The organism is Planococcus sp. ANT_H30, assembly GCF_008369335.1.
GTDB lineage: Bacteria > Bacillota > Bacilli > Bacillales_A > Planococcaceae > Planococcus > Planococcus kocurii.
On the sequence record NZ_VOBJ01000008.1, the window covers coordinates 100,156 to 126,092 of the forward strand.

At 35.5% G+C, this 25,937-nt stretch carries 20 protein-coding genes; 14 read left to right on the forward strand and 6 right to left on the reverse strand.

Features of this window, described 5'->3' with window-relative positions; genetic code table 11:
* Positions 1 to 707 precede the first annotated feature (707 nt).
* Positions 708 to 2,213: a primase C-terminal domain-containing protein gene (locus tag FQ085_RS14875; RefSeq protein ID WP_262499821.1), complete on the forward strand. Its 1,506-nt coding sequence runs from the start codon at positions 708 to 710 to the stop codon at positions 2,211 to 2,213.
* Between the two features lie 143 nt (positions 2,214 to 2,356).
* The gene (locus tag FQ085_RS14880) at positions 2,357 to 3,211 is read left to right on the forward strand and encodes a site-specific integrase (RefSeq protein ID WP_149456996.1); all 855 of its coding nucleotides are present in this window, start codon (positions 2,357 to 2,359) and stop codon (positions 3,209 to 3,211) included.
* Between the two features lie 692 nt (positions 3,212 to 3,903).
* On the opposite strand, the gene FQ085_RS14885 is transcribed toward FQ085_RS14880, so the two are convergent.
* The gene (locus FQ085_RS14885) at positions 3,904 to 4,191 is read right to left on the reverse strand and encodes a hypothetical protein (protein WP_149456997.1); all 288 of its coding nucleotides are present in this window, start codon (positions 4,189 to 4,191) and stop codon (positions 3,904 to 3,906) included.
* 192 nt (positions 4,192 to 4,383) lie between these two features.
* Between FQ085_RS14885 and FQ085_RS14890 the strand changes: the two genes are divergently transcribed.
* Both FQ085_RS14890 and FQ085_RS14895 read left to right on the forward strand, forming a co-directional pair.
* Entirely contained in the window at positions 4,384 to 5,019 is a 636-nt protein-coding gene (locus tag FQ085_RS14890; protein WP_149456998.1) for a hypothetical protein, read from the forward strand.
* 3 nt (positions 5,020 to 5,022) lie between these two features.
* Complete coding sequence (locus tag FQ085_RS14895) at positions 5,023 to 5,430, forward strand: hypothetical protein (RefSeq protein ID WP_149456999.1); 408 nt, start codon at positions 5,023 to 5,025, stop codon at positions 5,428 to 5,430.
* A 97-nt stretch (positions 5,431 to 5,527) separates the two neighbouring features.
* Here the strand turns inward: FQ085_RS14895 and FQ085_RS14900 are convergent, their stop codons facing one another.
* Together FQ085_RS14900 and relB are read right to left on the reverse strand one after the other, a co-directional pair.
* Positions 5,528 to 5,791 carry a type II toxin-antitoxin system RelE family toxin gene (locus tag FQ085_RS14900; protein WP_149457000.1) on the reverse strand — a complete coding sequence of 88 codons (264 nt, stop codon included), beginning with the start codon at positions 5,789 to 5,791 and terminating at the stop codon, positions 5,528 to 5,530.
* Between the two features lie 6 nt (positions 5,792 to 5,797).
* Positions 5,798 to 6,010, reverse strand: coding sequence for a type II toxin-antitoxin system RelB family antitoxin (relB, locus tag FQ085_RS14905; RefSeq protein ID WP_149457001.1), 213 nt, complete (start codon positions 6,008 to 6,010; stop codon positions 5,798 to 5,800).
* 449 nt (positions 6,011 to 6,459) lie between these two features.
* Between relB and FQ085_RS14910 the strand changes: the two genes are divergently transcribed.
* From FQ085_RS14910 to FQ085_RS14950, 9 genes are all read left to right on the forward strand, one after another.
* The gene (locus tag FQ085_RS14910) at positions 6,460 to 6,783 is read left to right on the forward strand and encodes a hypothetical protein (RefSeq protein WP_149457002.1); all 324 of its coding nucleotides are present in this window, start codon (positions 6,460 to 6,462) and stop codon (positions 6,781 to 6,783) included.
* A gap of 235 nt (positions 6,784 to 7,018) precedes the next feature.
* Complete coding sequence (locus FQ085_RS14915) at positions 7,019 to 7,234, forward strand: hypothetical protein (RefSeq protein WP_149457003.1); 216 nt, start codon at positions 7,019 to 7,021, stop codon at positions 7,232 to 7,234.
* Positions 7,235 to 7,278: 44 nt separating this feature from the next.
* Positions 7,279 to 7,731, forward strand: a complete 453-nt coding sequence (gene brxF / locus FQ085_RS14920; RefSeq protein ID WP_149457004.1) for a BREX-3 system P-loop-containing protein BrxF — start codon at positions 7,279 to 7,281, stop codon at positions 7,729 to 7,731.
* 5 nt (positions 7,732 to 7,736) lie between these two features.
* Complete coding sequence (locus FQ085_RS14925; protein ID WP_316834670.1) at positions 7,737 to 11,447, forward strand: DUF6079 family protein; 3,711 nt, start codon at positions 7,737 to 7,739, stop codon at positions 11,445 to 11,447.
* Positions 11,448 to 11,457: 10 nt separating this feature from the next.
* Positions 11,458 to 14,346, forward strand: a complete 2,889-nt coding sequence (locus FQ085_RS14930) for a DNA methyltransferase (protein ID WP_149457006.1) — start codon at positions 11,458 to 11,460, stop codon at positions 14,344 to 14,346.
* 15 nt (positions 14,347 to 14,361) lie between these two features.
* Positions 14,362 to 16,263, forward strand: a complete 1,902-nt coding sequence (pglZ, locus tag FQ085_RS14935) for a BREX-3 system phosphatase PglZ (protein ID WP_262499822.1) — start codon at positions 14,362 to 14,364, stop codon at positions 16,261 to 16,263.
* A gap of 16 nt (positions 16,264 to 16,279) precedes the next feature.
* Complete coding sequence (locus tag FQ085_RS14940) at positions 16,280 to 17,011, forward strand: hypothetical protein (protein WP_149457007.1); 732 nt, start codon at positions 16,280 to 16,282, stop codon at positions 17,009 to 17,011.
* 22 nt (positions 17,012 to 17,033) lie between these two features.
* A complete protein-coding gene (locus FQ085_RS14945; protein ID WP_149457008.1) occupies positions 17,034 to 20,225 on the forward strand; it encodes a DEAD/DEAH box helicase in 3,192 nt (1,063 codons plus the stop codon).
* Between the two features lie 120 nt (positions 20,226 to 20,345).
* Entirely contained in the window at positions 20,346 to 21,872 is a 1,527-nt protein-coding gene (locus FQ085_RS14950; protein WP_149457009.1) for a putative phage abortive infection protein, read from the forward strand.
* Between the two features lie 222 nt (positions 21,873 to 22,094).
* Here the strand turns inward: FQ085_RS14950 and FQ085_RS14955 are convergent, their stop codons facing one another.
* The 3 genes from FQ085_RS14955 to FQ085_RS14965 all read right to left on the reverse strand — a co-directional run bounded on the left by FQ085_RS14955 (position 22,095) and on the right by FQ085_RS14965 (position 24,296).
* Positions 22,095 to 22,538 carry a hypothetical protein gene (locus FQ085_RS14955; RefSeq protein WP_149457010.1) on the reverse strand — a complete coding sequence of 148 codons (444 nt, stop codon included), beginning with the start codon at positions 22,536 to 22,538 and terminating at the stop codon, positions 22,095 to 22,097.
* 1 nt (position 22,539) lies between these two features.
* Positions 22,540 to 23,292 (reverse strand): S1 family peptidase, encoded by a 753-nt coding sequence (locus FQ085_RS14960; protein ID WP_262499817.1) that lies wholly within the window; start codon positions 23,290 to 23,292, stop codon positions 22,540 to 22,542.
* 113 nt (positions 23,293 to 23,405) lie between these two features.
* Positions 23,406 to 24,296 (reverse strand): AlbA family DNA-binding domain-containing protein, encoded by an 891-nt coding sequence (locus tag FQ085_RS14965; protein ID WP_149457011.1) that lies wholly within the window; start codon positions 24,294 to 24,296, stop codon positions 23,406 to 23,408.
* A gap of 576 nt (positions 24,297 to 24,872) precedes the next feature.
* On the opposite strand from FQ085_RS14965, the gene FQ085_RS14970 reads away from it, so the two are divergent.
* Positions 24,873 to 25,883 (forward strand): SAVED domain-containing protein, encoded by a 1,011-nt coding sequence (locus FQ085_RS14970; RefSeq protein WP_410477413.1) that lies wholly within the window; start codon positions 24,873 to 24,875, stop codon positions 25,881 to 25,883.
* Positions 25,884 to 25,937: the final 54 nt, after the last annotated feature.

A 25,937-nucleotide genomic window follows, 5' to 3' on the forward strand; every position in this document is an offset into this window, starting at 1 on the left:
TAGAGATAGTTCTAACATAGGTAGAAAAGTGGAAATATCTACTTCATTTATAAACTGAGCTTAATTAGCTATAAGTAGAAAAGTGGAAATATCTACTTATGTGAGAATAGATTTATTATTAACATAAGTAGAAAAGTAGAAATATCTACTTGCGTTAAAATGAATTACTTTATAACAGAAGTAGAAATATCTACTTCTGTTATAAAGTAATTAGAAGAAATTTTATTTTAAACCCTTAGAAGACAATGTTTGTAGACAATATAAAGTGCTCGTAAATTATCACGCTAACTACATAAGTAGAAAAGTAGAAATATCTACTTGTGCGAAGTTCATACTAAATATTACGTAGGTAGAAAAGTAGAAATATCTACTTTTGTGAGAATGAAAAATATTCTAACACAAGTAGAAAAGTAGAAATATCTACTTGTGCAATAATAATGATATATTCTCACTAAAGTAGAAAAGTGGAAATATCTACTTATGCTAGAATGCTCTCGTTTATAACATAAGTAGAAAAGTAGAAATATCTACTTATGCGAAAAAGAATTTTATTCTAACAAAAGTAGAAAAGTGGAAATATCTACTTTTGTGCCCTTAGAAACCCTGATATAACGCTATTTACAGACTCTATTCGTTGCTTTAGGTTATGAGGTAGAAGGAAATCTGTAGAGTTATTATTGGATAGGGAAGGGGGCTGCTTTGTGTTAATGATGACTAATGTTTTTGAAATACTTCTCCATGAAGGAATCCATAGTTACAAGAAAAAAAACTCATCTACCCCTCTTCCTCACTTAATCGAAGATCAGAAACAAACAAAGAAACATAAAAAAGGTGCGATTGGCGTTACGCGTTCCAAGGAAGATCTATCGACACCTGGTGGTGTCAAAGGGTACGTGATTACGTCGAAAGAGACTCTCTTGGAGGATTCTGTTGAACTTTCTCATTGGACCCCCAATGTACACAATTACTTAGGGTACGTCGATAAAGAAAAGCGGCATCTCAAGGGACACACCGAAAAGAACCTGCAGCAAATCAATACGTTCGTCGTCGACATCGACACGAAGAAACAGCCGTATACGGAAATTCTGACCGCTGCGCTCGATTACAGCGTGGGAATTCCAACGATGGTCCTGGAGACGCCGAAAGGGTTTCAGGTCTATTTCGTGCTGGAAACGCCGCTGTTCATCAGCAACCAGAATGATTACCGCGGCTTGAAGGTCGCGAAACGCATTTCCGAGAATATCCGGCGCAGCTTGGCCAAGGTTTTGCAGGGAGTGGATCTCTCTTGTAATGACTTTGGCTTTTTCCGCATGCCTTCAGAAGACAATGTCCGCTGGTTCTCTGACAAGATGGTCTTTTCCCTGCACAACCTGATTTCGTGGTCGAAACGGCAAGACGATGACCAAAACCGTGGATTATTCGTCGTGGAATCGAAAGGGGAGGGGCTTGATCCGACACACGCCGAATGGTTCCGGGAATTATTGGCTACCCGTCACGTAAAAGGAAGCGACGGACAGATTGGCCGGGACAACTTGATGTACACGCTCGCCTTGGCTTGTTACAGCGCCGGAAAAGGACAGGGGGAGACGCTGGATCTGCTAGACGAATACAATTCCTCTCTCGAAGCGCCTGTGCGACACAGTGAGGTTCAGAAAATCGTCAAGAGCGCCTATAAGGGCCGTTTCAAAGGTGCAAGTCAGATTTATATTCAGGAGCTATTAGAAGCCTGGTTGCCAGGAAAGGATATTCCGGTCACAAATCACCTCGGAGGCTGGTACAAATTCAAGAAGGAACGGAAGGATCGCGTCCGCAGCCACTACGACGAGTGGGAAGAGGATCTGCTTGCCTATATCCAATCGGAGACCAGTACGGTTCAGCCAATCAAATGGACAACCCAAAGCGCATTATGTGAAGCCGTGGGCATTCCACGTAGCACATTCAACGAAGTCATCCGAAAATCCAAAAAAATTCTCATTAAACGAATCGGAAAAGGGCGCGGTGCGCAGACCGGGTTAACCTCTGTGGCGGTGCTTCTTCAGTGTGCCCTTGAATTCAACCAGCAGCATCGCGCTCTGTACTATGAAGCAATCTCGTTAATGAACGGCTCACGTGAGAACGCAAGCGCCTTGTGGGAGCTAGAAAACCAATTGGCGTTGCTGACCCGCTTCCCTGAAAACCGCCCTTTAACTGGAAAAAAATTCAATTCTTCTTAATTGTCCAATCTGCCAATACATATCTGTATACGTGTTCTGTTTCGAGATCCGTATTCTACTTACAGCTTCTTTTGTAGTTTAAGAAATTGATTTTGGGGATTTTCTGTCGACCTGTTAAACTAAATGTTAAGAAGGGCAGGGGAATGAGGATGCTGTATGGCTATGAGGAGTATCGATTAAAAGAAGGGATTTCTCCTGGTACGCTGGTGACGGAATTGGAACTGCTGAAGTCATTTGTTCGTTTTGTGAACCTGCGGAATGAGAAGCAGCTGGAGCCGTATGAAATCAAACCTGCAGATGTCAGGGCATTCTTGGATCAGGAGAAGGCTAAAGGATTAAAGCCTGGTACTGTCAAACGTAAGCTGTCCCATATCCGCCAGTATTTCCATTACTTGTGGAAGGTGGGGAAGGTACCGGTTGATTTCATGCCTAAATTTGAATATCAATTGATCATAGAGAAACCGATGGCGCAACTTGAGTATATGGAATTTATGCAGGAAAAGAAAAAGGTGCTGCAGCATCCGACTTTGATGTTGAATGCGAAGCTTTATTTCCTGTTCGCGATGGCCGGGTTCCGGATGAGGGAAATTGAACGGTTACGAAGCAGGCATTTTCGTGATTTAGGGGACCGAGTGGAAATGAACTTTGTGACGTCACAAGATGTTTTCTGGCAGTTGGTTTTTGAGGATCCGACAGACGTAGCGGTAATTGTTCAGGCAATGGAACGCGCGGTTTTTCGGGAGCATGATTATTTGGTCTCGTCGGATAAGAAATACGGACCGGATTATGTAAGGAACAACATGAAGGATATTTATTCTGGCTTAACTTTGCTATTACCGAAACCATTTAAGACGGAAGAAGTTCGGATTGCCTATATTTACGACTTGTATAAGGTTCAGGGGAAGTCTTTTGATGAAATGGTGGAATTACTAGGAATTACGCCAACGTCGCTTACATCCGCCTTAAAACTCGTTTTTGAACGTTATAATGAAATATAGGACTGTTAAGTAAATGAATCGTAATCTTATTTTTTTTATAGATGATTCCTTACTTAACAGTCCTATTATCTGTCGGAAATTTGAAAAGAGAAAGAATGGGCTATTGGTTTAGCATCTTCTTTCTCTCCTTAATGGCTCTTATAATTTGTAATTCGTAAAAAATTCGAATTACAAATACGGAACTGCAATTTCAGGCTATGTCCTTTTTCTCATTAAGTTTATTTAGAACGTCGTTTAACTTTAGGAGGCCATCCTATTTGGTTATTAGAATTACTGCTACTTCTGATAGCCTGTCGCAGAAATTTTATTCAAAATACACCGATTACGATTAAATAGATACCGAATGATATAAAAAGCGAACCGCTTATGATTAAAAACAATTTTAACAGCCAGAAATTTACGATTGGTGGAAGGAATAGTGTATTTTGAAATCCGCTAAAATCATTTGTCTCAAGAAATCTTTTTTTCTTTATGGAGACTATTCTTACTACTAAACAAGCAACCCCCAAGAGTAGGGTTATTATACCCGAACCATATTGATCGGAATTCAAAGAAATTCCTCCCTTATCATTTTTTTAGCCTCTAACTTCCGGTAACTTGTGATATGTAAACCGATTCACTTACTTTTAAAAAATACTTGTGCTCTTTCTCTTTTTTCGTTTATGTAATTTTGATAAATCCTGATAGGCAAATCAAAGATTCTGTTGCTGTCTTGCCTCTGACATTTCAAGGATTTTAGTTATGGCAAAACCATTAATCGAAAGGAAAAAGAGAAAAATAGCTGATACGCCCATGTAATAAGCGAATGGCTCCTTCATTAGAAAGCTAACGGGAAATACAACCAGTGAAACAATAAAAGTTCCCATAAAGAGTGACTTTCCAACGTGTCTTTTTTCCTCTCTTTTTTTCTGATAAGAATGTAACAGGTACGCTATTATCGTCGTTCCCACAATCAATACTAGTATTATGATGCGTTCCATAATTTGCTCTCCTCTACTTGAACTCTCTCTCTTTTTAACTACCCTTTCTCGTAACTAGTAAAAGAAACTTTTAAAACGAAAGATACAAATTAATATAAAATCAATTATCAGAAGTTAAATCAACCCTAATGACAAACTTCATAGAAAATCATATTGAAAGATTCTGAGATTTTTATTTAGAGAGAAAGAGGAATGATATTAGAGCAAACAGATGGAAAAATTTCAGCAGCATTGTTATTGGCAGCATGTGGAACTTCGGAAGAAGCGAAAGTTGAGAATCCTGAAAGCGAAGCTCAAGGAGAACAAATTTCAACTGAGGTTGCTACTGCCTCAGAAGCTGAAGAAGAAGTTATTTTAGAATCGCCTTACAAAGAAATTAAAGAGCACTTTGAAAACTATGAACTTCCAGATGTTGGAAAAGCAGATGGCAGACTCGTCTCTTATGAAAATGGCTATACCTTTGATAAAGAAACAAAATTCATGATTGGCAGAGAATGGAACGAGGATGAGACTGTTAATGAACCTACTGAAGATCAGAAGACTGGGGTCATCATGGGGTTCCTGGTTGATGCTGCAGAGTTAGGAGATTTTGAAGATATGACAGTAACGAATTATAACGAACAAATGTCACACCCTATTTCTAGACTTAATCAAATTAGCGAGCTTACTGATTTTGAACCGTTAAAAGAATGGTCTCAAGAAACAGCCAGTCTTCTTGATGAAGCTCAGAACTTGGATTCAGGAGATGAAAGACAAGCTCTTCTTAAAGAGGGCTATAACGAGCTTCAAAAAATGAAAGATTTAATTAATGAAAGAGGAGAGAATTAAGCAATGAAGAAATTTATTTTTGCCGCACCTTTTGTGGTTCTTATTTCATTGGCAATTTCAATCGCTTGGGTTAACCTTGCTACTGTAGAAGGTGGAATTCCAGAAGATTATTCTAAAGAAGATGCCGAAGCATTCAAAGGAGCAGAGAATATAAAAACTGCATGGAAGCATTGGACTAACGGTGGCGGATTTGCCAATCAAGATTATGAAAAGAACCTAACTTTTATTGCTATTAAATCGATTGATAAGAATCAACAAGAAGCATTGGGTATGAGCGGACAAATATCCGAGTTGAAAAAGATTATGGGTCTAATGAGCGGTGAATTAGGTATGCTTTCTGAAGAAGAAAGAGACGCTTACCGCAGTGTGTTTGAACAAACGTTAGAAGCAGCCTATAACTCCGTAAAGTAAAAAAAGAAGCCAATTATGAATTGAGCCCCAAATGGTAGACACTTTAAAAAGTGACCCATTTGGGGCTCAGTTCAATACAGGGGCTGTATCTGTTTTATTATTCATAAATATCTTTTCGATGCCCGACATCGATAATGGTAATAATGATTTTTTCGTCTTCGATTAACGCCAGGATGCGGTAATCACCGACACGATAACGCCACTTGCCTTTGTGGTTCGCGACCAAAGCCTTTCCATGTATTCGGGGATCGCTGGCATCCTGCAAGTTCTTTTCGATCCAACCAATCAGGAGAGAGGCCTGGTACCGGTCCATCTTTTTTAATTTCTTCAACGCGACATCTGAAAAATGAACAGCATACATCGTCTGTTATAAACCCAATTCTTTTTTGACGTCATCCAAGGAATGGGTTTTTTCTATATTGGCAAGGACCCGATTAAAATTCTCTACATCGATTTCATCCTCAATCTTTTCAATGATGGCATTTCTCATTAAATCAGAAACAGATGTCTTTTTTAGTTTGGCGTAATCGCGGATGAGTTTGCTGTCGCGATCATCCACACGCAAGGAAATGGTGGCCATGGATAAACCTCCTTCAGTTCTTTGTAATACATTGTATTACAAATTATCTTGTTTGTAAAATGATTGACCTAAACCTCTTCATGTAAATAGTATCTTTATAGGTTCTATCCATATATAAGTATCCGTATGAATAATAGAGGATTATTTCAACTAATTTATATCCTAACTTTCTTCGCATCTTGAGAGAAATTAAATAAAAAAATTTCCTCATTTTTGAGGAAACCTTTCGCTTAGCAATTTGGTGAAACAAGATAAATAGGTGGAGGAACTTTTCAACTGTAATTAAAGTTGCAAGAGTATTCCTAAGTTCAACTTAGACTTCCCTCAAATGAATTGAGTCTTATATTAAATATATAAGACTTATGTAATTAGTAGTCATCTCCTCTAGTTAATAAATAAGCTCAATATGCCGATAAATAGAGTAAAAGATGATAGGAGTAGATTGGTTAATGGCAAATAGATTTTTAAGTATCGGACATTTAAGAAATCTTTATATGATTGGGGTGGTTCTACAAATATTATTAACGCTTGTTTCCTTACTTTTAGGTGCAGCATTGGTGAGCGATTTAGCATATTTATATGATCGTCAAGCTTTTTATGGTGCCGAATCAGTATTAATAATTGGTTTTTGGAAACAAATGATACCTCTAGTTTTGGGATATATTTTCTTAATGTTGGTCCTTCATTATACTTTTAAATACAATTACAAGAAGAAAAAGAAAGAAATAAAAAAAGCTCAAAGAACACATTCTAATCGCCAAGCAAGAGTTTGATAAGTGAAAGAATCGAAAGGATGTCATTTTAAATGACATCCTTTCTTGTCCTCACGCCCACTTACTAAATTACTTTGATTCTCACTTATCCAATACAAAGCTGTTTTTCTGTAAATACAGCTTTATGTCCATTAAGTTTCTTGGTACAATTTTATAAGTATTCTAGATTCGAACAAGATCTCTTTTGGAAGTTAGGAATATTTAATAATTTAATTTATTTAGGGGATGCTAAAATATGCCAACTAAAAATAATTACAGTAACAATTTAGAAGGGGACTATGGTTTTTCTAATCAGAAAGTTGACGAAGTCTCTCAAAAAAAAGAAACGAAAAAAGCAACTTTTATGTTGCCTACAGATTTGCATAAACGTTTGAAAACTGCTGCAGTTGAACAGGACAAGACGATGTTAGAGATAGTGGAAGAAGCTTTAAGAAATCATCTAAAAGTTTAATCGTTTATCATCATCAAAAAAATTCACTTGGGGGTTTTACTAAATTGAATATATCTGTATTAAACAACCTTAGTGTTAGGCTGCAGAATATTTCTCAACTTTATTATAAACAAGTTTATGTATATGAATTTGAACGAGGTAATAGCGTAGAGTATTTTAGTCGGGCTAATCATTATCCCTTAATGAATATAAATTTATTATTATCTGAAAGATTAAAAACAGTAGCTCGGAATAGAAGGCCTTATAAAGTAGCAGGAATTTTACATGAATTTATTAATAATGTAGATTCTGAAATTGTCTGTATAAATTATTATGAAATGTTATTTGAACCATCTTTAGGAGTTAATCCATTTGATCTTTTTACCAATCTAAGTAGAAACAAAACGTTAATTATTACTTGGCGAGGCAGGATTGAAGGTGATTATTTTATTCACGCTGAACCTGGCCACCCAGAGTACACTAAGTACTCCACAAAAGATGCAATTGTTATCAAATAGAAGGAGTGAATATTTTGCAATATAAGGATCTATTACAATTCGAACCAATCGAATCAGTTATTCAATTAAAAGATGCTAATAACAAAGATCGCGCGTTTCAATTACTAGATACATATGTAATCTCTGACCGTATGGCTGAACAATTAAATGATATGATCATCAACCAACTTCAATTTGATCGATCTATTGATAATAAAGGATTACTCATTGTCGGTAACTACGGTACAGGTAAATCCCACTTAATGAGCGTCATTTCTACGATTGCAGAACGCGAAGGGGCCAGTGCTCATATTTCAAATCCTTCTGTTGCAGAGAAATCTAAAGATATCGAAGGGAAATTCAAAGTAATTCGCTTGGAAATCGGAAGCGTCGGTACATCTTTACGTGATATTTTAGTATCCAATATTGAAGATGGACTTGCTGAAATGGATGTCAATTTTACCTTCCCTTCATTCGATAAAATTACAAATAACAAAGATGCGCTCGAAGAAATGATGGGGCTATTCAATGAAAAATATCCTAAACACGGCCTACTCATCGTAGTAGATGAGTTACTCGATTATTTGCGCGGTAGAAAAGAACAAGAAATCACACTGGATTTAGGCTTCTTACGTGAATTAGGAGAGATTTGTAGTAAAACGCGTCTTCGCTTCATAGCTGGTATTCAGGAAATGCTCTTCGATAATCCTAGTTTCAGTTTCGTAGCTGAACCATTACGTCGTGTAAAGGAACGCTTTGAGCAAGTTCGTATCGTCCGAGAAGATATCGCCCATGTCGTATCAGAGCGACTATTAAAAAAGAACGAAGAGCAAAAAGCGTTAATTCGAGAACATTTATCAAAATTTACAACGCTATACGGACGATTAAATGAAGATATGGAAGCGTACGTAAATCTTTTCCCAATCCATCCTGCTTACTTGAGTGCATTTGAAAAAGTAAATGGTATTGAAAAACGTGTAGCACTAAAGACAATAAGCATTGAGATGAATAGCATTCTTGACAAGGAACTACCTGAAGAAGAGCCAGGGCTTATTTCGTATGATAGCTACTGGAAATTCATTGAGGAAGATCCTTCGTACAAATCAAATCCAGATGTTAAAGAAGTCATGGATAAAGCAAAGATATTGAAAGACCGCGTGCAGAATGCCCTGGAGAAGCGTGCTTATAAACCGATGTCTTTAAGAATCATTAATGCATTGTCATTATATCGTCTATCTACATCCGATATCTATGACAAAGTCGGCTTAACTGCTGAAGAATTAAGAGATGAACTTCTATTAACTCCTCCAGGAGGAATGGATCTTTTAAGGGATTTAGAGGATGCGTCAGACTTCTTAAAAACTAATGTCGATGCAGCAGTTAGAGAAATCCAAAAAACAGTAAGTTACCAGTATCTATCTGCAAACGAGTCAAATGGACAATATTATTTGGATCTGAAAAAAGATATTGATATTGATAGCTTAATTCAACAAAAAGCCGAAAAAATTGAGGATGATAAATTAGATCGCTTCTATTACGATATTTTAAAACAAGCGATTACGCTCGATGACAATACGTATGTATCCGGATATAAAATCTGGCGGCACAATCTTCCTTGGGATGCACGTCGTATTACTCGGCAAGGGTACTTGTTTTTTGGTGCACCAAACGAACGTTCAACTGCGCAGCCTGAACGCGATTTTTATATCTACATGCTACGACCTTATCTGGAAACACCTTTTAAAGACGAACAAAAGCCTGATGAGCTCTTTTTTGAACTCAATCAAAAAGATGAACGTTTTACACAGTTGTTACGCTTATACGCAGCTGCCAACGATTTGAAAGCAGAATCTGCATCTGCAACAAGGAATTTATACACAAGGAAAATAGAAAGTTACTTTAAAGAAATCAATAAATGGTTAAATGATAACTTTGTACACTCATTTGAAATCACTTATAAAGGAAAAAAGGGAAGTGTGCTCGAATTCGGAATGTTTTTACCCGCAAACGTTACCATTCAAGAAATAATTAATATCATTTCCGAGGGTATTTTAACTGATTGGTTTGCGCAAAAATATGAAGACTATCCTTCATTCAGAAAAATTCAAGGTTCTTATTTATCCAAAAATAACTTAGAAACTTATGTGCGTGATGCACTCTACTATTTGAATGGAAAAGAAACGAAGCAAGGGGAATCTATCTTAGATGGCTTAGTTCTACTTGATCCAGCCGGTAAAGTATCAATTAAACAATCTGGATATGCTGCATGGGTAGTAGACTTGTTAGAACAAAAAGGACATGGCCAGGTTGTTAATCATAATGAACTTATTGAAACCGTATTTATTCGTGGGGTTGAAGACCTTCAATATACAAAACAGTTTTACCTAGAACCTGAGCTATTGGTCGTTCTATTTGGCGCAATGATTTATACAGGGACAGTCGAAGTGACAGTTGAAGGGAAGACATATAATGCTTCTAATTTACAAGAGTACATTCAACTTCCTTTGCCGAAGCTCGCTCAATTCAGCCATATCAAAAAGCCGACTGGTCTTCCTATTGCGGAATTAAATGCTGTGGCTGACCTCTTTGACGAGCGCATCGCTAACTATGAAGATGAAATGTTAAAGCGCACCATCACGACGATTGCAGGCAAGGCAAACAATGCAATTCTTGACGCATTAAACACCATTCAAATCGTGAAAAAAGGCTTTCCTACATGGGATGGTCCATTGCTAAATCCTGCCGAAATTCAAGAGAATGTATCTATACTCGAGGAATACAAAGACTTTTGTGAAGGCCTGAAACGATATGATACGCCTGCAAAAATGCGTAATTTAAAGTATGATCTTAAGACAATTGAAAAGCAAAAAGAAGCAATTAATAAACTCGGTTCGTTTAAAAAGTTGGAACAGCAAATTAAAGAAATTCAACAGCGCGTCAGTTACTTGCAAATTGCGCAGCCAAACGTCGGCAGCCAGTCTGAATGGTCTTCGCGTGTAGATGATGCATTGGATGAATTACAGTGCGCTTTAAAACAACACCAAGATACTACTAAAGAGCTTACTGCTCTTGATACATTGAAAAAAGAATATATCCAGTTATATATTGAAGCACATGATCAATCCCGTTTAAATGCTTCAGAAAACATGTTAAAAAACGCATTATTAAACGATGCTCAGACAAAGGCATTAAAAGAATTAGCTGCTCATATTCCCATTTTGCCTAAAGAGGAGCTGTTTAATTGGGAACGAACATTATCGCAATTAAAGACTTGCTATCACGTAACGAAAGAGAAGCTAGAACATACTCCTATATGCTCGGAGTGTAAGTTCCGTCCTACAGAAGTCGCGACGAATGAAAAATCCACATTGAAGAAAATGCAAGAAGAGCTTCCTGATATGCTGACAAACTGGACAGAAACATTACTTGCGAACTTCAATGACCCATCTGTAAAAGAAAATATTTCACTACTAAAACCTGAACAACAACAATTCGTGGATGCACTCATTGCAAACCAAGCATTCACTTTACCGTTAGACATTCGCTTAATTCAGGCAATCAATGACTTATTAAAAGGAATCCATAAAGTCGAAGTATCCATCTCAGATATCGAAGAAATGATGGCCAATGGACACCCGTTAGCCGTCGATGAGTTGCGGAAACGATTTGAGGATCTCCTTACAAAAAAGGTTGGTGCCACATCAACAAACCGAGTACGCATCATGCTAAAGAAATGAGGAGACGAACATGTCACGCCAAGACAATCAGCTTTCTTTTTTAGATAAACAATCTGCCGCAGAAAATACACCAGTTGTCTGCTTAGGTATGAAATTTGAAAGTGAAGAAGCAAGAAGAGAATATTTTAGGGAAGAGCTGCGTAAAAAGCTTCCCGAACTAAAAAATATTGAAGGATTCCCGATTGGAGAAGATGAGGACATCATAGCCTTATCCGATCCCCCGTACTACATGGCATGTCCTAATCCTTGGATTAATGATTTTATAGAGGAATGGGAGAAAGAAAAACTTATAAAACATAGCGGGAAATTACTTGAAACATATCATAGATTCCCATTTTCTTCTGACGTCACAGAAGGAAAAAATGATGCTATCTATAACGCCCATAGTTATCATACAAAAACACCTCATAAAGCTATCATGAGGTATATTTTAAACTATACTGATCCCGGTGATATTGTATTTGATGGTTTTTCTGGCACTGGAATGACAGGTGTAGCTTCACAACTTTGTGGAAGTGTTTCAGAAATAGAGCAATTAGATTATGAAGTTAGTGAGAATGGCACAATTCTAGATAAGTTGCAAGAAAATGGTAGTACAGAAAACACCATAGAGTTTTCCAAAATAGGTTCTAGGCATGCTATCTTAATGGATATATCACCTGCTGCAACATTAATTTCACAAAATTATAATGCCGCAATTGATTCATCTAAATTTGAAAAAGAAAGTAGTCGTTTATTAAATGATTTAAAAAATAATTATGAATGGATGTATTCTACCTTAAGTGAAAACTTTGATTTAAATGAAAGTGGTCTTTTAGAAAATATAAAAGATATTACTACACTTGAAGATTTAAAGGATATTTATAAGCGTTATGAAGATAAGATGGGGAAAATAAATTATATTGTTTGGAGTGAAGTTCATTTATGTTCAAATTGTTCTAATGAAATTATATATTATGATGCCGCATTAAATAAAGAAACAAAAAGGCTAGAGCAAGTATATAAATGTCCCTACTGTAGCGCTGAGGTTTCAAAAAATAAATTAGATTATTCATTTGACATTAAATATGACAATTTACTTGGTGAAACTATACAAATAGCTAAACGTCTTCCGGTGTTAATAAATTTCACTATAAATAAAAAGAGGTTCAATAAAAAGCCAGATATATTTGATTTGAAATTAATAAAATTATTGAAAGACTATAACATACCGTATAAGTTACCAAGTAATAGAATGATGTATGGTGGAGAAACAAGAAGAAATGATTCAAGCGGGCATACACATGTTCATCACTTTTATACAGACAGAACTTTATTAATTTTAGGTGATTTTATTAACCAAAATAATAACTCCATTCAAAACTTATTTTTACACGGTAGTGTCTTGCCGAAATTAACAAAATTTAACAGATTTATGCCTCAGCATGGGAGTAGAGCTTTGGTTGGACCAATGGCTAATACACTATATTTACCACCTGTTTCTATTGAAAACAATGCTTTATCTCAACTTGAATTTCAACAAAAAAAGATTATTAAAGCCTTTTCTACGTATTCAGGGAATATAATATCTACTCAATCATCATCCAAAACAAATATTAAAGATAATTCAATTGATTATATATTTTTAGATCCACCATTTGGAGCGAACATTATGTATTCTGAATTAAATTTCATAAGAGAATCATGGATAAATGTGATTACGAATAGTGAAAAAGAAGCTATTGAAAATAAATCTATATCAAAATCGTTATCTGATTATCAGAATCTAATGACGGATTGTTTTAGAGAGGCATATAGAATCCTTAAATCTGGTAGATGGATTACAATTGAATTTTCAAATACTCAAGCAAAAATATGGAACGTAATTCAACGAAGTCTACAAGAAGTAGGATTTGTTATAGCTAGTGTTGATGCCTTAAATAAAAAACGTGGTGGCTTACATTCTATGATTGGAACAACAGCGGTAAAACAAGACTTAGTTATTTCTGCCTATAAACCGTCTGAAAAAGATATTATAAAAATACGTGAACAAACAAACACGCCAGATGCTGCATGGACATTTATTAGCCAACATTTAGAAAAACTACCTATATTTTTAGGCTCGAAAGGTGAAGCATCTATTATTGCTGAGCGGACACCACGCATCCTTTATGACCGCATGATAGCATATCACGTTCAAAATAATTTACCTGTACCTATCTCTTCAGCCGAATTCCAATCAGGGGTGATACAAAGTTTTCCAATACGCGATGGTATGATATTTTTAGAATCTCAAGTAGCCGAATACGATAAAAAACGCATCCTTGTGAAAGAGTTTTCCCAACTAAGTTTATTTATTTCCGATGAGAATAGTGCGATAGAGTGGCTTCGTCAACAATTGATGAAGAAGCCACAAACAAGTCAAGACTTACACCCGCAGTTTATGAAAGAAATTCAGCATATTGCGAAGCATGAGCAATTACCCGAAATGAACGCTTTACTGTTGCAAAGCTTCTTACGCTATGAAGGAAATGAGGTCGTTCCAGATCAAATAGCGAGCTACTTACGTCGAAATTATCATGATTTACGTGGGTTAGAGAATAGTGCCACAAAGATGAAAAATAAAGCATTGAATCGTTGGTATGTCCCTGATCCAAACAAGCAAGCCGATCTTGAAAAACTACGTGAGAAGTCGCTTTTACGTGAATTTGACAGTTATATAGAGGAATTGCTTACACATAAAAAGAAGTTAAAACAATTCCGTACAGAAGCAATCCGAGCAGGATTCAAAAAAGCTTGGAGCGATAAAGATTACACAAAAATTGTTACAGTTGGTGATCGTTTACCTGAAACTGTCATCCAGGAAGATGATAAGCTGTTAATGTATTATGACAATGCACAAATTCGTTTAGATATGTAAGGAGAAAAGTGGGTGATGAGGTTGAATTGGTCTGAAAAAATAGCGTCTTACTTTACAGGAAATGGGCTTCTGTATGTTGTGTCCGATGAACATGATTTTCTTGATCAATCAACAATACAAGATATTTTTACTCAACAAAATTGTATACTTCATTTTTATGAAGACCCCGTTGTATTCCGTGAGTATTATGAGCTCAATTTTCGGCATGTAAATCGAGCTGAACGTTCAAGCTTGCTGCTTGTTATTCCAGACAGCCAATTCAACCAAGTTCCTTATGATGTATATGCACAAGCCGTTTGTGTAACATTGTCTCTTGATAAGTTGTTTCCAAATTTAGAGCCTTCTATTATAAGGCAGTGCCCCACTTGGATGCACGAACCTATATATAAAGCTCAGCATTCAAAAGGCCAAAGATTAAATAGTCGTGAAACCATAAATTTCTTGCTCAATGCCGTCTGTGATATTCATGCATCAAGAATTTATAATTTAACGGATTTAGTGAAAGCGGGCTTGCTCTATTACGATAGGTTTCATGAAGAGTTGCCAATTTTTTTATCGAAGCATCTGAAGAACTTGCTCACAATGCCACCAAAACAATTTTCTGCCGACAGTGTAATGCTTTTTCAGTCCAAAGAAAAGTTCATTCATTTTTTCAATGAAAAGTGGCAACAATACATCCATCATTTTATTCAACAGACGAAAAAGCAAGTTGCAGAAAGTCATGAATCCTATGCCGATAATTTATTCCAAGACTCTTTTGTACAGCAGTATATTGAAACATACATTAATCCCATTGAGGTACCGAGCGATATTCAATTTCACCAATGGATGTTGCCTGGACTACTCATACAAGAAAAAAAGTCGTCCATTGAATATTCTCCATTCAAGGAAACGTATACAGAGTTTGAACGAAATGAATGGCTGCGTTTCGCTAATGAGCTTGGAGAGCTTCAACAGCAACACATAACTAAGGGGAAGTACTATGAAAGTTTCCAAACTGACGTAGCAGATGCAAACATAGCATTTAAAAAATGGATGTTAGAAAACTTTCAGCAGCTTCGATCTTTACCTGTCTTGCCCAAACCTAAAATGGTTCATCAAATCCCTCATTATTTAGCACGGAAAGCTGATAAGAAAATTGCTCTTATTGTGTTGGATGGTATGAGCTTTACTCAGTGGCATATGATTAAGGAGCATCTAAATACTACTGCCTGGAAATTTGAAGAAGATGCCGTGTTTGCTTGGGTTCCGAGTGTAACTGCTGTTTCTAGACAAGCACTATTTTCTGGCAAAGAACCTCGATTCTTTGCCGATACCATTGCGAGTACGTATAAAGAAAAGTCATTATGGACAGCATTTTGGAAAGAACAAGGATTTTCAAAACAAAATATTGCGTTTGAAAAGTCTTTAGGTTTGTCTGCCTATAATCAAAAGAATTTAGCTTACCAATTGTCACCTGCCATCCGTATATATGGTGCTGTCATTGATGTGGTTGATCAATTTATGCACGGGGCGGCACAGGGTCTCCAGTCCGTTCAGTCCGAATTGAACACTTGGCTAAATTCAAATTATCTAACAGTATTTATAGAGGATTTGATGAACTCTGGTTTCGAAATTTACCTCACTTCAGACCATGGAAACGTTGAGTGTATGGGGAGAGGGCGTATTTCACAAGGAGTCACTGTCGAATCTAAAGGTGAACGTGCGCGAATATACGGTTCTCTCAATATAAGAAATCATACGTGCAAAGATCAACAAGATACAATCATCTGGGATGATACTAGCTTACCGAGTGATTATCATGTCTTATTAGCAGATGAAAATGGCGCTTTCGTTCCTAAGTATCAAAAAATCGTGACGCATGGTGGGATACATATTGAAGAAATGATTGTTCCATTCATCAAAATAAGCAGATAGAAAGTAGGTAGGTATCATGAAAGCAGTAGGTTTTGACCAAAAAATTCAACTCGCACATCTAGATACTACGGCGAATCTCCTGCGACATTATACAGATAGAAAAGACATGTACACACAGTTGGATGCAGAATTACTTGGCTCTATAAAAGGCGGAAAATCCAGAAAAAATGCCATTACCATGTTAATGAAAACCTGGAGTTTAGTAGAGCCCTCTATTCAAGACATCCGTGAAAAATTGGTTGTAGAGTATCCATATTTAAATGCGACAGAAAAGAAGTTTGTTCATTATTGTTTAGTTAGCATTGCCTACCCTTATTTTAGGGAACAAATGCAATATGTGGGAAAGAACTTAAAAATGGCAGATGAAGTCTATAGCCGAACAATCTTGTCTCAAATGAAAAATCTGTATGGGGATCGCAGGCGTGTGGAAGTAGCAACTAGTGCAGTTTTTTCTTCGATAAAAGAGTGGGGTATATTAAATACGGTTAAATCGGGTGTCTATGAAAAAAACCAGCTAAAACTACCACTGGAGAATTCCATAATACCGTCGTTATTGCTAGAAGTTTTAATGGCGCACCATGAAACGAACACGATTTCGCTTGAAGTAATAAATACTAGTGCAATCTTCTTCCCATTCAATTACCATGTACGTATAGGGGATTTAGACCGGGAACGGTTTACAATCATCAAAACCATTCGAGACACGATAATAGAAAGAAATATTACAATCCCTTGCTCTTTTGAGTGAGGGATTTTTTGGGAGGTAGAGTATGAACATTGGAGATATTATAAATGGACCCTTTTTTCCGGAGACAATTGAAATTAAGAAACTAGAAGCGTTTGGAGAAGACTATCATTTGTTAGAAGGTATCGGACGTCAATCAAATCAATATTATGAGCAATTATTAACGTCACATGATATTGAGAAATTAGCAGTCGTTAGTACGTCTAGAGATTTGAGCATTGATCTGTCAGGAGAAACAATCCAACAAAGATTATTATATTTAATACTTGAATTAGAAGATAGGTTCTCTAAAACACGTGCACTTGGAAATCAAGAAGTTATTCCATTGCCCCATCAAATCGAAGCTGTTTATAGTCGTATGTTGCCATCTTCGAACATTCGGTACTTATTAGCAGACGATCCTGGCGCAGGTAAAACAATTACGTCCGGCATGTTAATTAAAGAATTGAAGGCTCGTGAAAGCGTCAAACGTATTTTAGTTCTAGTTCCACCGCTAGTGCTCCGTCAATGGCAAGAAGAGATGGATGAAAAGTTCCAGGAGTCTTTTAAAATTATTAATAGAGCCGTTTTGAATGAATATGGTAGCTTGAATCCTTTTATGGAAAACGACCATTGTCTAGCTTCTATTTACTGGTCTTCGCGAGATGAAATTAAAGAATTGATTTTAGAAGCCCAATTCGATTTAGTCATCGTAGATGAAGCGCATAAGATGGCAGCATATTCTTATGGAAAAATTAAAAAGAAAACATCTAAAACAAGACTTTACCAGCTTGGTGAAAAGTTGCTAGCTAAAACAGAACATTGTTTATTGTTAACAGCTACTCCTCATAAAGGAGATGCTGAAAATTTCCGGTTATTAATGAAGCTGATAGAACCGGATATATTTCAGCATGTCTCAACAAATCAGACACTTCAAGACAAGACCAATCCCTTTATTATTCGTAGATTGAAAGAGTCCATGGTCAACTTTGATGGTACCCCTATTTTTCCGAAACGGACGACCAAAACGATTCAATATAATTTAACAGAACCGGAATTGGAATTATATTATGCTGTAACAGAGTATGTACAGACTCATTTTAATCGAGCATTAAATACTGGTCATAATAGTACGGCCTTTGCAATGATGCTTTTACAGCGTCGATTAAGTTCATCAATTGAGGCCATACATAAATCTCTTGAGCGTCGGTATAAAAAAGTACAAGCTATTTTAGCTAATACCGAATTGGAAAGAAAAGAATACGCACAAAAGCTTGAAAAGTTATATGAAAGTAATTTAGAAGAAGACGTAGTGGAGTCCCAGGACTTACTTGAGCAGGAATTTGAACTTTCTATAGATACTATCGATATTCACCTTCTAGAGGAAGAGATTTTCGAGCTTGAAAAATTATTGTACATGACAACTTCTTTGAAAAAGCATGAGATAGAGAAAAAATACTTAGAATTAGAAACGATGTTATTTGGAGTAGACGGCTTAATTTATACGGGAGAGAAAATATTGATTTTCACAGAATCCGTAGACACCTTAAAATATTTAGCGGAGAAATTAAGCACTAGAGTCAATCTAATTGCAAAAATTATGGGTAGCTACTCCATGGATGAACGGCGTAAGCAAGTAGAATCGTTCCGTCACCACGCCCAAATTATGTTGGCTACAGACGCTGGCGGAGAGTCCATTAACCTTCAATTTTGTAATCAAATGATTAATTATGATATCCCTTGGAATCCCAATAGATTAGAACAACGTATGGGACGAATTCATCGAATTGGACAGAAAAATGAAGTGTTTATTTTTAACCTGGTAGCTGCGAATACACGAGAAGGTTATGTCTTGTCCCGGTTGTTGACAAAGCTGGATTCGATGAAAGAAGATCTTGGTACCGATCTAGTCTATAACATTATGGGAGATTTATTAGATGGCGAAATTAATCTGGCCGAGTTAATGAAAGAAGCTATTTTAACGCGTGAGAACTTAGATGATGTCATAAAGAAAATGGACAAGGGCCTTAGTGACGAACATAAAGAATTGATTCAAACGATGAAAAAAATGCAGTTTGACTCTGATGCCATGGATGTTTCTGCAATGAAGCAGTCTCAAGTCGATATTGAAATTAACAAAGTTCCTAATCGAATGTACGTAGAATTGATGGATCATGCCTTTACTAGATCGAATGTAAAAGTATTCGATAGTCATGAAAACCATGTAAAGCGTATAGATCGGTTTCCTAAACTTATTCGCGATCAATTCGCAAAAGAAACAAGCTTTACAGATCCTTATCGATACACAGGTTATATTGAGCATAGCAGCGATGAAATATCTTATATAACAAAATTGCATCCTTTATACGCACTGGCTAATAAATTGTTATTAAAAACACGGGATCAATTTATCTTTAAGCGCTATTTAATGACTTATAGTGTGCCTGAACATTTGGAAGTCGATGCTTATCGTCTTATTTACAAAGATGGTATCGGCAAAGAATTGAAAAATCATTTATTTTTCATTGCGAAGCGTATGGATGGTTCAGTTGTTCAATTAACGCCATATTGGTTATCAATGGATAAATTTTCTCCTACTGTTACAGAACTTCCTTTTAATGAACAACCCGTTTTGCAACAAAAAGTTTTGCAGCTAGCAATTGAGGAAAGAAATACACTTGAGAAAAAACGCACATTTCAATTAAATAAAATGCATGATTATTTAGTCTATACATTCCAGCAACAGTATAATGAAGTATTAGATCGCTTAATACACTATCAGACCGATAATCAGGACAATAAAAATTCTGCATTAATCAATCAAATGAACGCTCAATTAATTGATATCGAAGAACAAAAAACTAAAAGACTTGGGGTCATTAATAAGCAGCGCACCATCACGCTACAGCCTCCAAAGAAAGTTGCACAATTTGAGCTAATTCCAAACGGTCTTTCCTATCGTTTGATCGCAACAGATTATACGCAATTGATCGAAACCCATGAAAGAAATAATGGTCGTAAACTATTAAAGGCATACGGTAATTTAGGGTTAGTTGATTTCTATAGCGAAAGATTTAACGGGGAAGAACGATTTATTATTCTTGTAAATAACCGTGATTTTACATTAAGTGAAGAACACCTCGAAGATTTGAACAGTATTATTGAAAAAACTTATGTCTATCTAATAAATGGAGAGAGTTTTGTAGAAATGAAACTGACTACATCACTTTTAATATGATTCAAATATATCCAATAGGTGGATATACTATGATTATCAAAAAGATGATTTTTAATAATAAATTATATTTAGATATCAAAATATTTCTCAGGTAAAGACGAGGAGATTAAGAGGGGATCTATGGAATTGAATTTTATTTTATTATCAATCATACTGGTATCTGGAATTTTCATACTTAAAATTTTGTCTTTTAAAAAGGTCCCACGTTTTGTCTTTATGGGATTAATAACCTCAGGTTTATTATTTGGTGGAGCTTTGTCTTATTTTGTAATGGTTCTGCTAAATTATAATCCAGAAGTGGGCAAAGACAGTAGTAGATTAGACGACATTTTAAGAATTTCTATACCTTTACTAGGTAGTTTAATTACAGCATTTTCCTTAGTCATAGCAAGTAAAAACACTGCTAATAATGAGGAAAGTAGTAAAAGACAAGGTATTTTAGAACTTATTAAATTTACAACTGATATCATCAACGATCATGAAATAATGAAAGAAAGCAACACATTAATTGCTAATTTAGAAAAAAACCTTGCTTCTTCTAGCACTAAGGTAGATATGTTAGTTAATAGGGGAGCTGGATTTGTTTTTGATTATTTAACTAGAAATAATGAGGAAAACAGAAATGAAATTTTAGAAAAACTTGAAAAAAATCTTTCTTTTGATGAGGGCAGTGAACTTGATAAAGAAAAGAATGGATTAATACAATTAATTAAAAGCAATGAGATTAAAGATATGCGTTCACTTTGGATCACTATAAATCATTTATCAGGAAAGCCGTCTATAAATTACGGTATTTTAAATGAGACACATGTATATAAGTTAAATGCTGATTGGATAGGACGAGGATTAAAGAGACACTATTTTTATTCCAAAACAATTTTAAATAGAAATAGAAATATTCTTACTGAATTAATACAAGAAAATTCCAAGCAGGATTTTAATGATTCTTTTATCACATATGACGATGTTTATAGAGTTTGTGATAGCACATTTGATGGGCAATATCCGAAGCTTGGTCATTTTTTTAGAACTACACACCGAACGATTAAATTAATTAATCAGCACTTTAGTAATGATATAGAAGAACATAGACAACATATTGGATTATTGCGTGCTCAAATACCTGATGAAATAGCTGTTTTATTATTCTATAATGCTTTTTACAGTGAAAGAGGTCTAGGGATGGGAATTGAAATGATTTCTTCTAACTTTTTTGGAGATCTCCATGATTTTAAATTTGATAAAAGTAAGATGCCAATTTATAAATTAAAAAGTAGTCAACATTTTCAGACAAATGGGATGTCCCTAGCTGACCAAAATAGTTATGTCATTTGTAAGTTGTTTACGCAAAATGACGAAAGTATTAAATTCAAAAATGATTTTTTAAAAGCTAAAAGAAATAATGATAGGAACTTTTTCTATTCTCAAAACATCCCATTTAAAGAACCTATCAATATTTTGGAAAGTACAAAGTTAAAATTCCTAGGATTCTTGCCGTTTAAGAAAATTGATCCTCCATATTTAATAAAGGAATTAGACTTGAGAACAGATGGCCCTAATTTGTTGCTGGTTAATAAGTTTAGAGAAGTATTCTTTGAAAACTCAACTAGATACTATAAGGACGATTTTGAAAAATACAATATATAAATTGTTTTTTTTATCAATTAATGATATGATTAATCCAAGGTAATAGCTTACCTCGAGATTCTATAAAATAGAACTCGGAATTTAATTGAAAATCTGTTAAATATGTGTTTTAGACGGTTTTACACTTAAAAAAAACCGTGAAAGAACCCTGACTGTTTTCATAGTCAGGGTTTCTTTCGTTTTTAAATTTTTTCTAGTTTAAATATATTTAAATTCTTTTAGTTACTCTCGCTGCTCAATTCGAAGAGCACACCAAGCATTTACACCCATTTTAAGTACTGTATCTAGTATCAATACTACTACAGGTAGAATTAGCGATGGTGCTGTACCGATTACCGGAGCGATGCACGCAGTTAAAGTGGTAACACCGACTAATTCGCTAGATTTATATTTTTCTATTACCTGTTTTCTTTCTTCAATATATTTTTCATCATTGCAAATAAAATCTTCAACTTCAATTTTGAGTTTTTCAAAAAAAGCATTTTTCTTGTTTTCGGTTCCAAAAGGGAAGGTGTTAGCAGGTCCGTTTGCTTCTAACCATATTTCAGCGATTTCTTCGTTAGATTTTCCTTGTTCAAGAAGCTCTTGGATAATTTTTCGTTGGTACACAGGTAATACATTAATAAGATTAATTTTTCCTTCTGATCCTTCTAAAAAATATTGCATTTTAAATCATCTCCCTGATATATTCAGCAGAAATTACATGAGTAGTTTGGTGTAGTGTAAGAGGATCAACACCCCCCAAAGATATTCCACCGCCTCCACCTGGAGCATAGGACCCTATAAGCATTCCTATTACAGAGTTATTTTGTGAATTTAAAATTGGACCTCCAGACTGCCCGGGTCGAGCTTGTGTATTTAAAACTATATGCTTAGACTTGATTCCATGAGATTCTATGAAAATTTTAGCACCTACTTGGGTGTTTTGTTGCGTTAATACAAAGCGTCCATGGTCAGCGTGAGGATATCCATAGACAATAACAGGATTGCCAACACTGATGTTATCAGTACTTTGCAGGGTATAAGGCGGAGTTATATGACCGTCCACCTCAAGAATGCAAATATCTCTAATTGGATTAATTTCTCTTATTCTAGCACTCATTAAATTTACTCCTGAATCTGAAGTATCTTGATATTCATCAATAGAATATTTAGGTAAGATAATACATAGATTATGATCATCACCATTTGTTACATGCTTTGTGGTAGCAATTAAACCATTCCCGATAAAGAAACCAGTTCCTAATACTGAAACTCCAGATGGATTAGTTCGAGCAATCGCAACCACAAAACTTTTTAATGTTATATTTTCCAAAAAAATTACCCCTTTATCTTTTATTTGATTTCGTATGAATACCAATAATCTAAAACCTGAAAATTTTAATATTATTAGTAATTTTAAATCAGTTAAGTTTAACATGTGTCTTCTGCAATAATATATGTTGTTTTAAGTTTTTTCGTCTCGCTGTCACTGAAGGGGTTAATTAATCTATTGAAGTCTTCTTTTTGAGCTGCTACTACACTACATACTTATTAACTCTTCATTTTAACTTTCCATAAAAAATCGCCCTTAGCAAACACAATACCATTCTCTGCTGTCCCTAAATATTCATTCCCTATCGTATCAATTAAATATAATTTAAAATTGAAATTTAAATTAGAATGTCCGAATTCATCCATTTCTAATCGTAAACAGTCACTTGATTCAAAGCCAAACGCGAAATAATTGGTTACTTCTTCTTTAGGGGATATAGGTAGACGGAAATCCGCGCCAGGGATATGACGAGAATATCCAAACAACCGATGCTGTGAGCGCATTTTTTGTGAATCCCATACTTCTAAGTAACCTTTGTAAATAGTAATTGGAAAGTCTGTGCAGTTTCTAAAGGAACACTCTAATGTTGCGCATCCACTTTTAGTATCTGTTGCGCTCAAAAAACGATCAAGTATATGGATCTCGAACTGTCCTTGCTTGTAGAAATAATCAAAATCTGCACGCAAGGCGAAATCATTTTTGCTTCCTCGACGAATATAACATAGTCCTTTATGCGAATTACCATACTTTTTCTTAAGTAAATAAGGTTGCGCTTTTGGTTCTACAATTTCAAGTACCGCTAATAAACGATTATTGTAAGTAAGGTAATTCAAATGACAAGTCAAGTGAGGCTCGATGTTTTCAAATATTAATTCTTGGTAGGTAGCTGCATCAATTGGTTCTTTAACATCAAAAAGTTCCTTTTCTTGTCCAGCTTTTTCTTTTACTCCGAATATGATATAGCGAGATCCATTTACTTTAGCATTTGCCATAGCTATTACATCTTTTAGCAAGTCCTCGTAATTCGTTTTAACGTACAATCCTTTTTTGAAATCTAGAAATTCACTTTCTGATTGATTAATCAGTTCTCTTAGTAAATTTATATCCATATTATTCCTCCCCTACATTAAGCTTATTTTACCATTTCAAACAAAGAATTTTAAAAAATAATCAATGTACTAACTTTACTACACCTCTCAAAAACGATGGTTATTGATAGATGCAAGAAGATGACAAAAGTCATCTTCTTTTTTATTTCTATTTTATCAAAACTTATTTCACAAACTATATATCTTAAATCTATGGGGATGGTAGTTAAGAAAAACAGTGGTAAATTCAAGGGTCCAAAAATCTTCTCTACATTTCAGCTTAAAAGAAGACAGTGATTTGACTTCTATCATTGAAGGGAATAGTAAGGGACACAATATGATGTGTTATAGAAAATATGTTCGTACTACATGTTGATTAAGTTCGGTTTCCGTGATACCATATGTTTACACAATAGAAATAGATTATAAAAAATAATCCATAAAGGAGGAATTTGTATCACGACAGAAATTAAACTTACTCGCCGTATTGATCCAAAAGTAGAAAGAGAGCTTTGGGCAAGAGCCGCGGGCCGCTGCCAATTTCCAGGGTGCAATCGATTACTCTATAAATCACCAGTAACCCAAGAATCAGTAAACATTTCAGAAAAAGCCCATATTTATTCGTTTTCAGAGTCTGGACCACGAGGTTGGGGACCTTTTAAAACACGACTCTCATCTTTAAATAGCATTGAGAACTTAACTTTAATGTGTCCCGGTTGCCATAAACTGATTGATGCTGATAAAGATGGAGAAAAGTATTCTGGATCTTTGCTTCAACAGTGGAAACGCGAACAAGAGAAGCGAATTGCTATTGTAACGGGAATAGCCTCCGATAAAAAGTCTCATATTGTTTTTTATGGAAGCAACATAGGAGCACAATTTTCTCCATTAAATAAAGAGGAAGCAATTGAAGCTATATTCCCGAATCGATATCCTGCCGAAGAAAATCCAGTTGCTATTTCCATGGCTTGGGCTCAACAAGATCATTCGCCAGAATTTTGGACGGCCGAATCTGTAAACCTGAAATTCGAGTTTAAAAGCGAGGTTGAAAAAAGGATACGAAATAAAAATGGAGCTCATTTTTCATTATTTTCTTTAGCGCCGATGCCTTTGCTAATTCAGTTAGGAACATTATTTACTGATAAAGTTGATGTTGATGTCTATCAACCCATTAGAGAACCAAAGACTTGGATGTGGCAGGATTTTCCGGAAGGCTTCGAATTTTTAATTAAGAAACCAGTTACTTGTAATCATCCTCCTGTACTTGTCATTTCATTAAGCGACAAAGTTTCACATGACAGGATTCACAGTATCTTAGGGAAAGAGGTATCCATCTGGGAATTAACTGTGAAAGATGGCTTGGTAGGTAACGATATCATTCGATCAAAAGCACAGTTGGTTATGATGCGGACGGTAGTTAGACAACTAATGAGGGATATAAAAGAAAAACACGGGTTTTCTACTTCCTTAAGCATTTTTCCGGCAATGGCAGTTTCTTGTGCAGTAGAAATGGGCAGAGCTAGAATGCCTAAAGCAGAAATGCCATGGGTTATCTATGACCAAAACAACCATGAAAGAATATTTATCAAAGCTTTGACAATAGACTAAAAATAATGATTCAAAAAGCGGAATCTAAAGGGTTTGGCTTTCAGAGAAAAAATT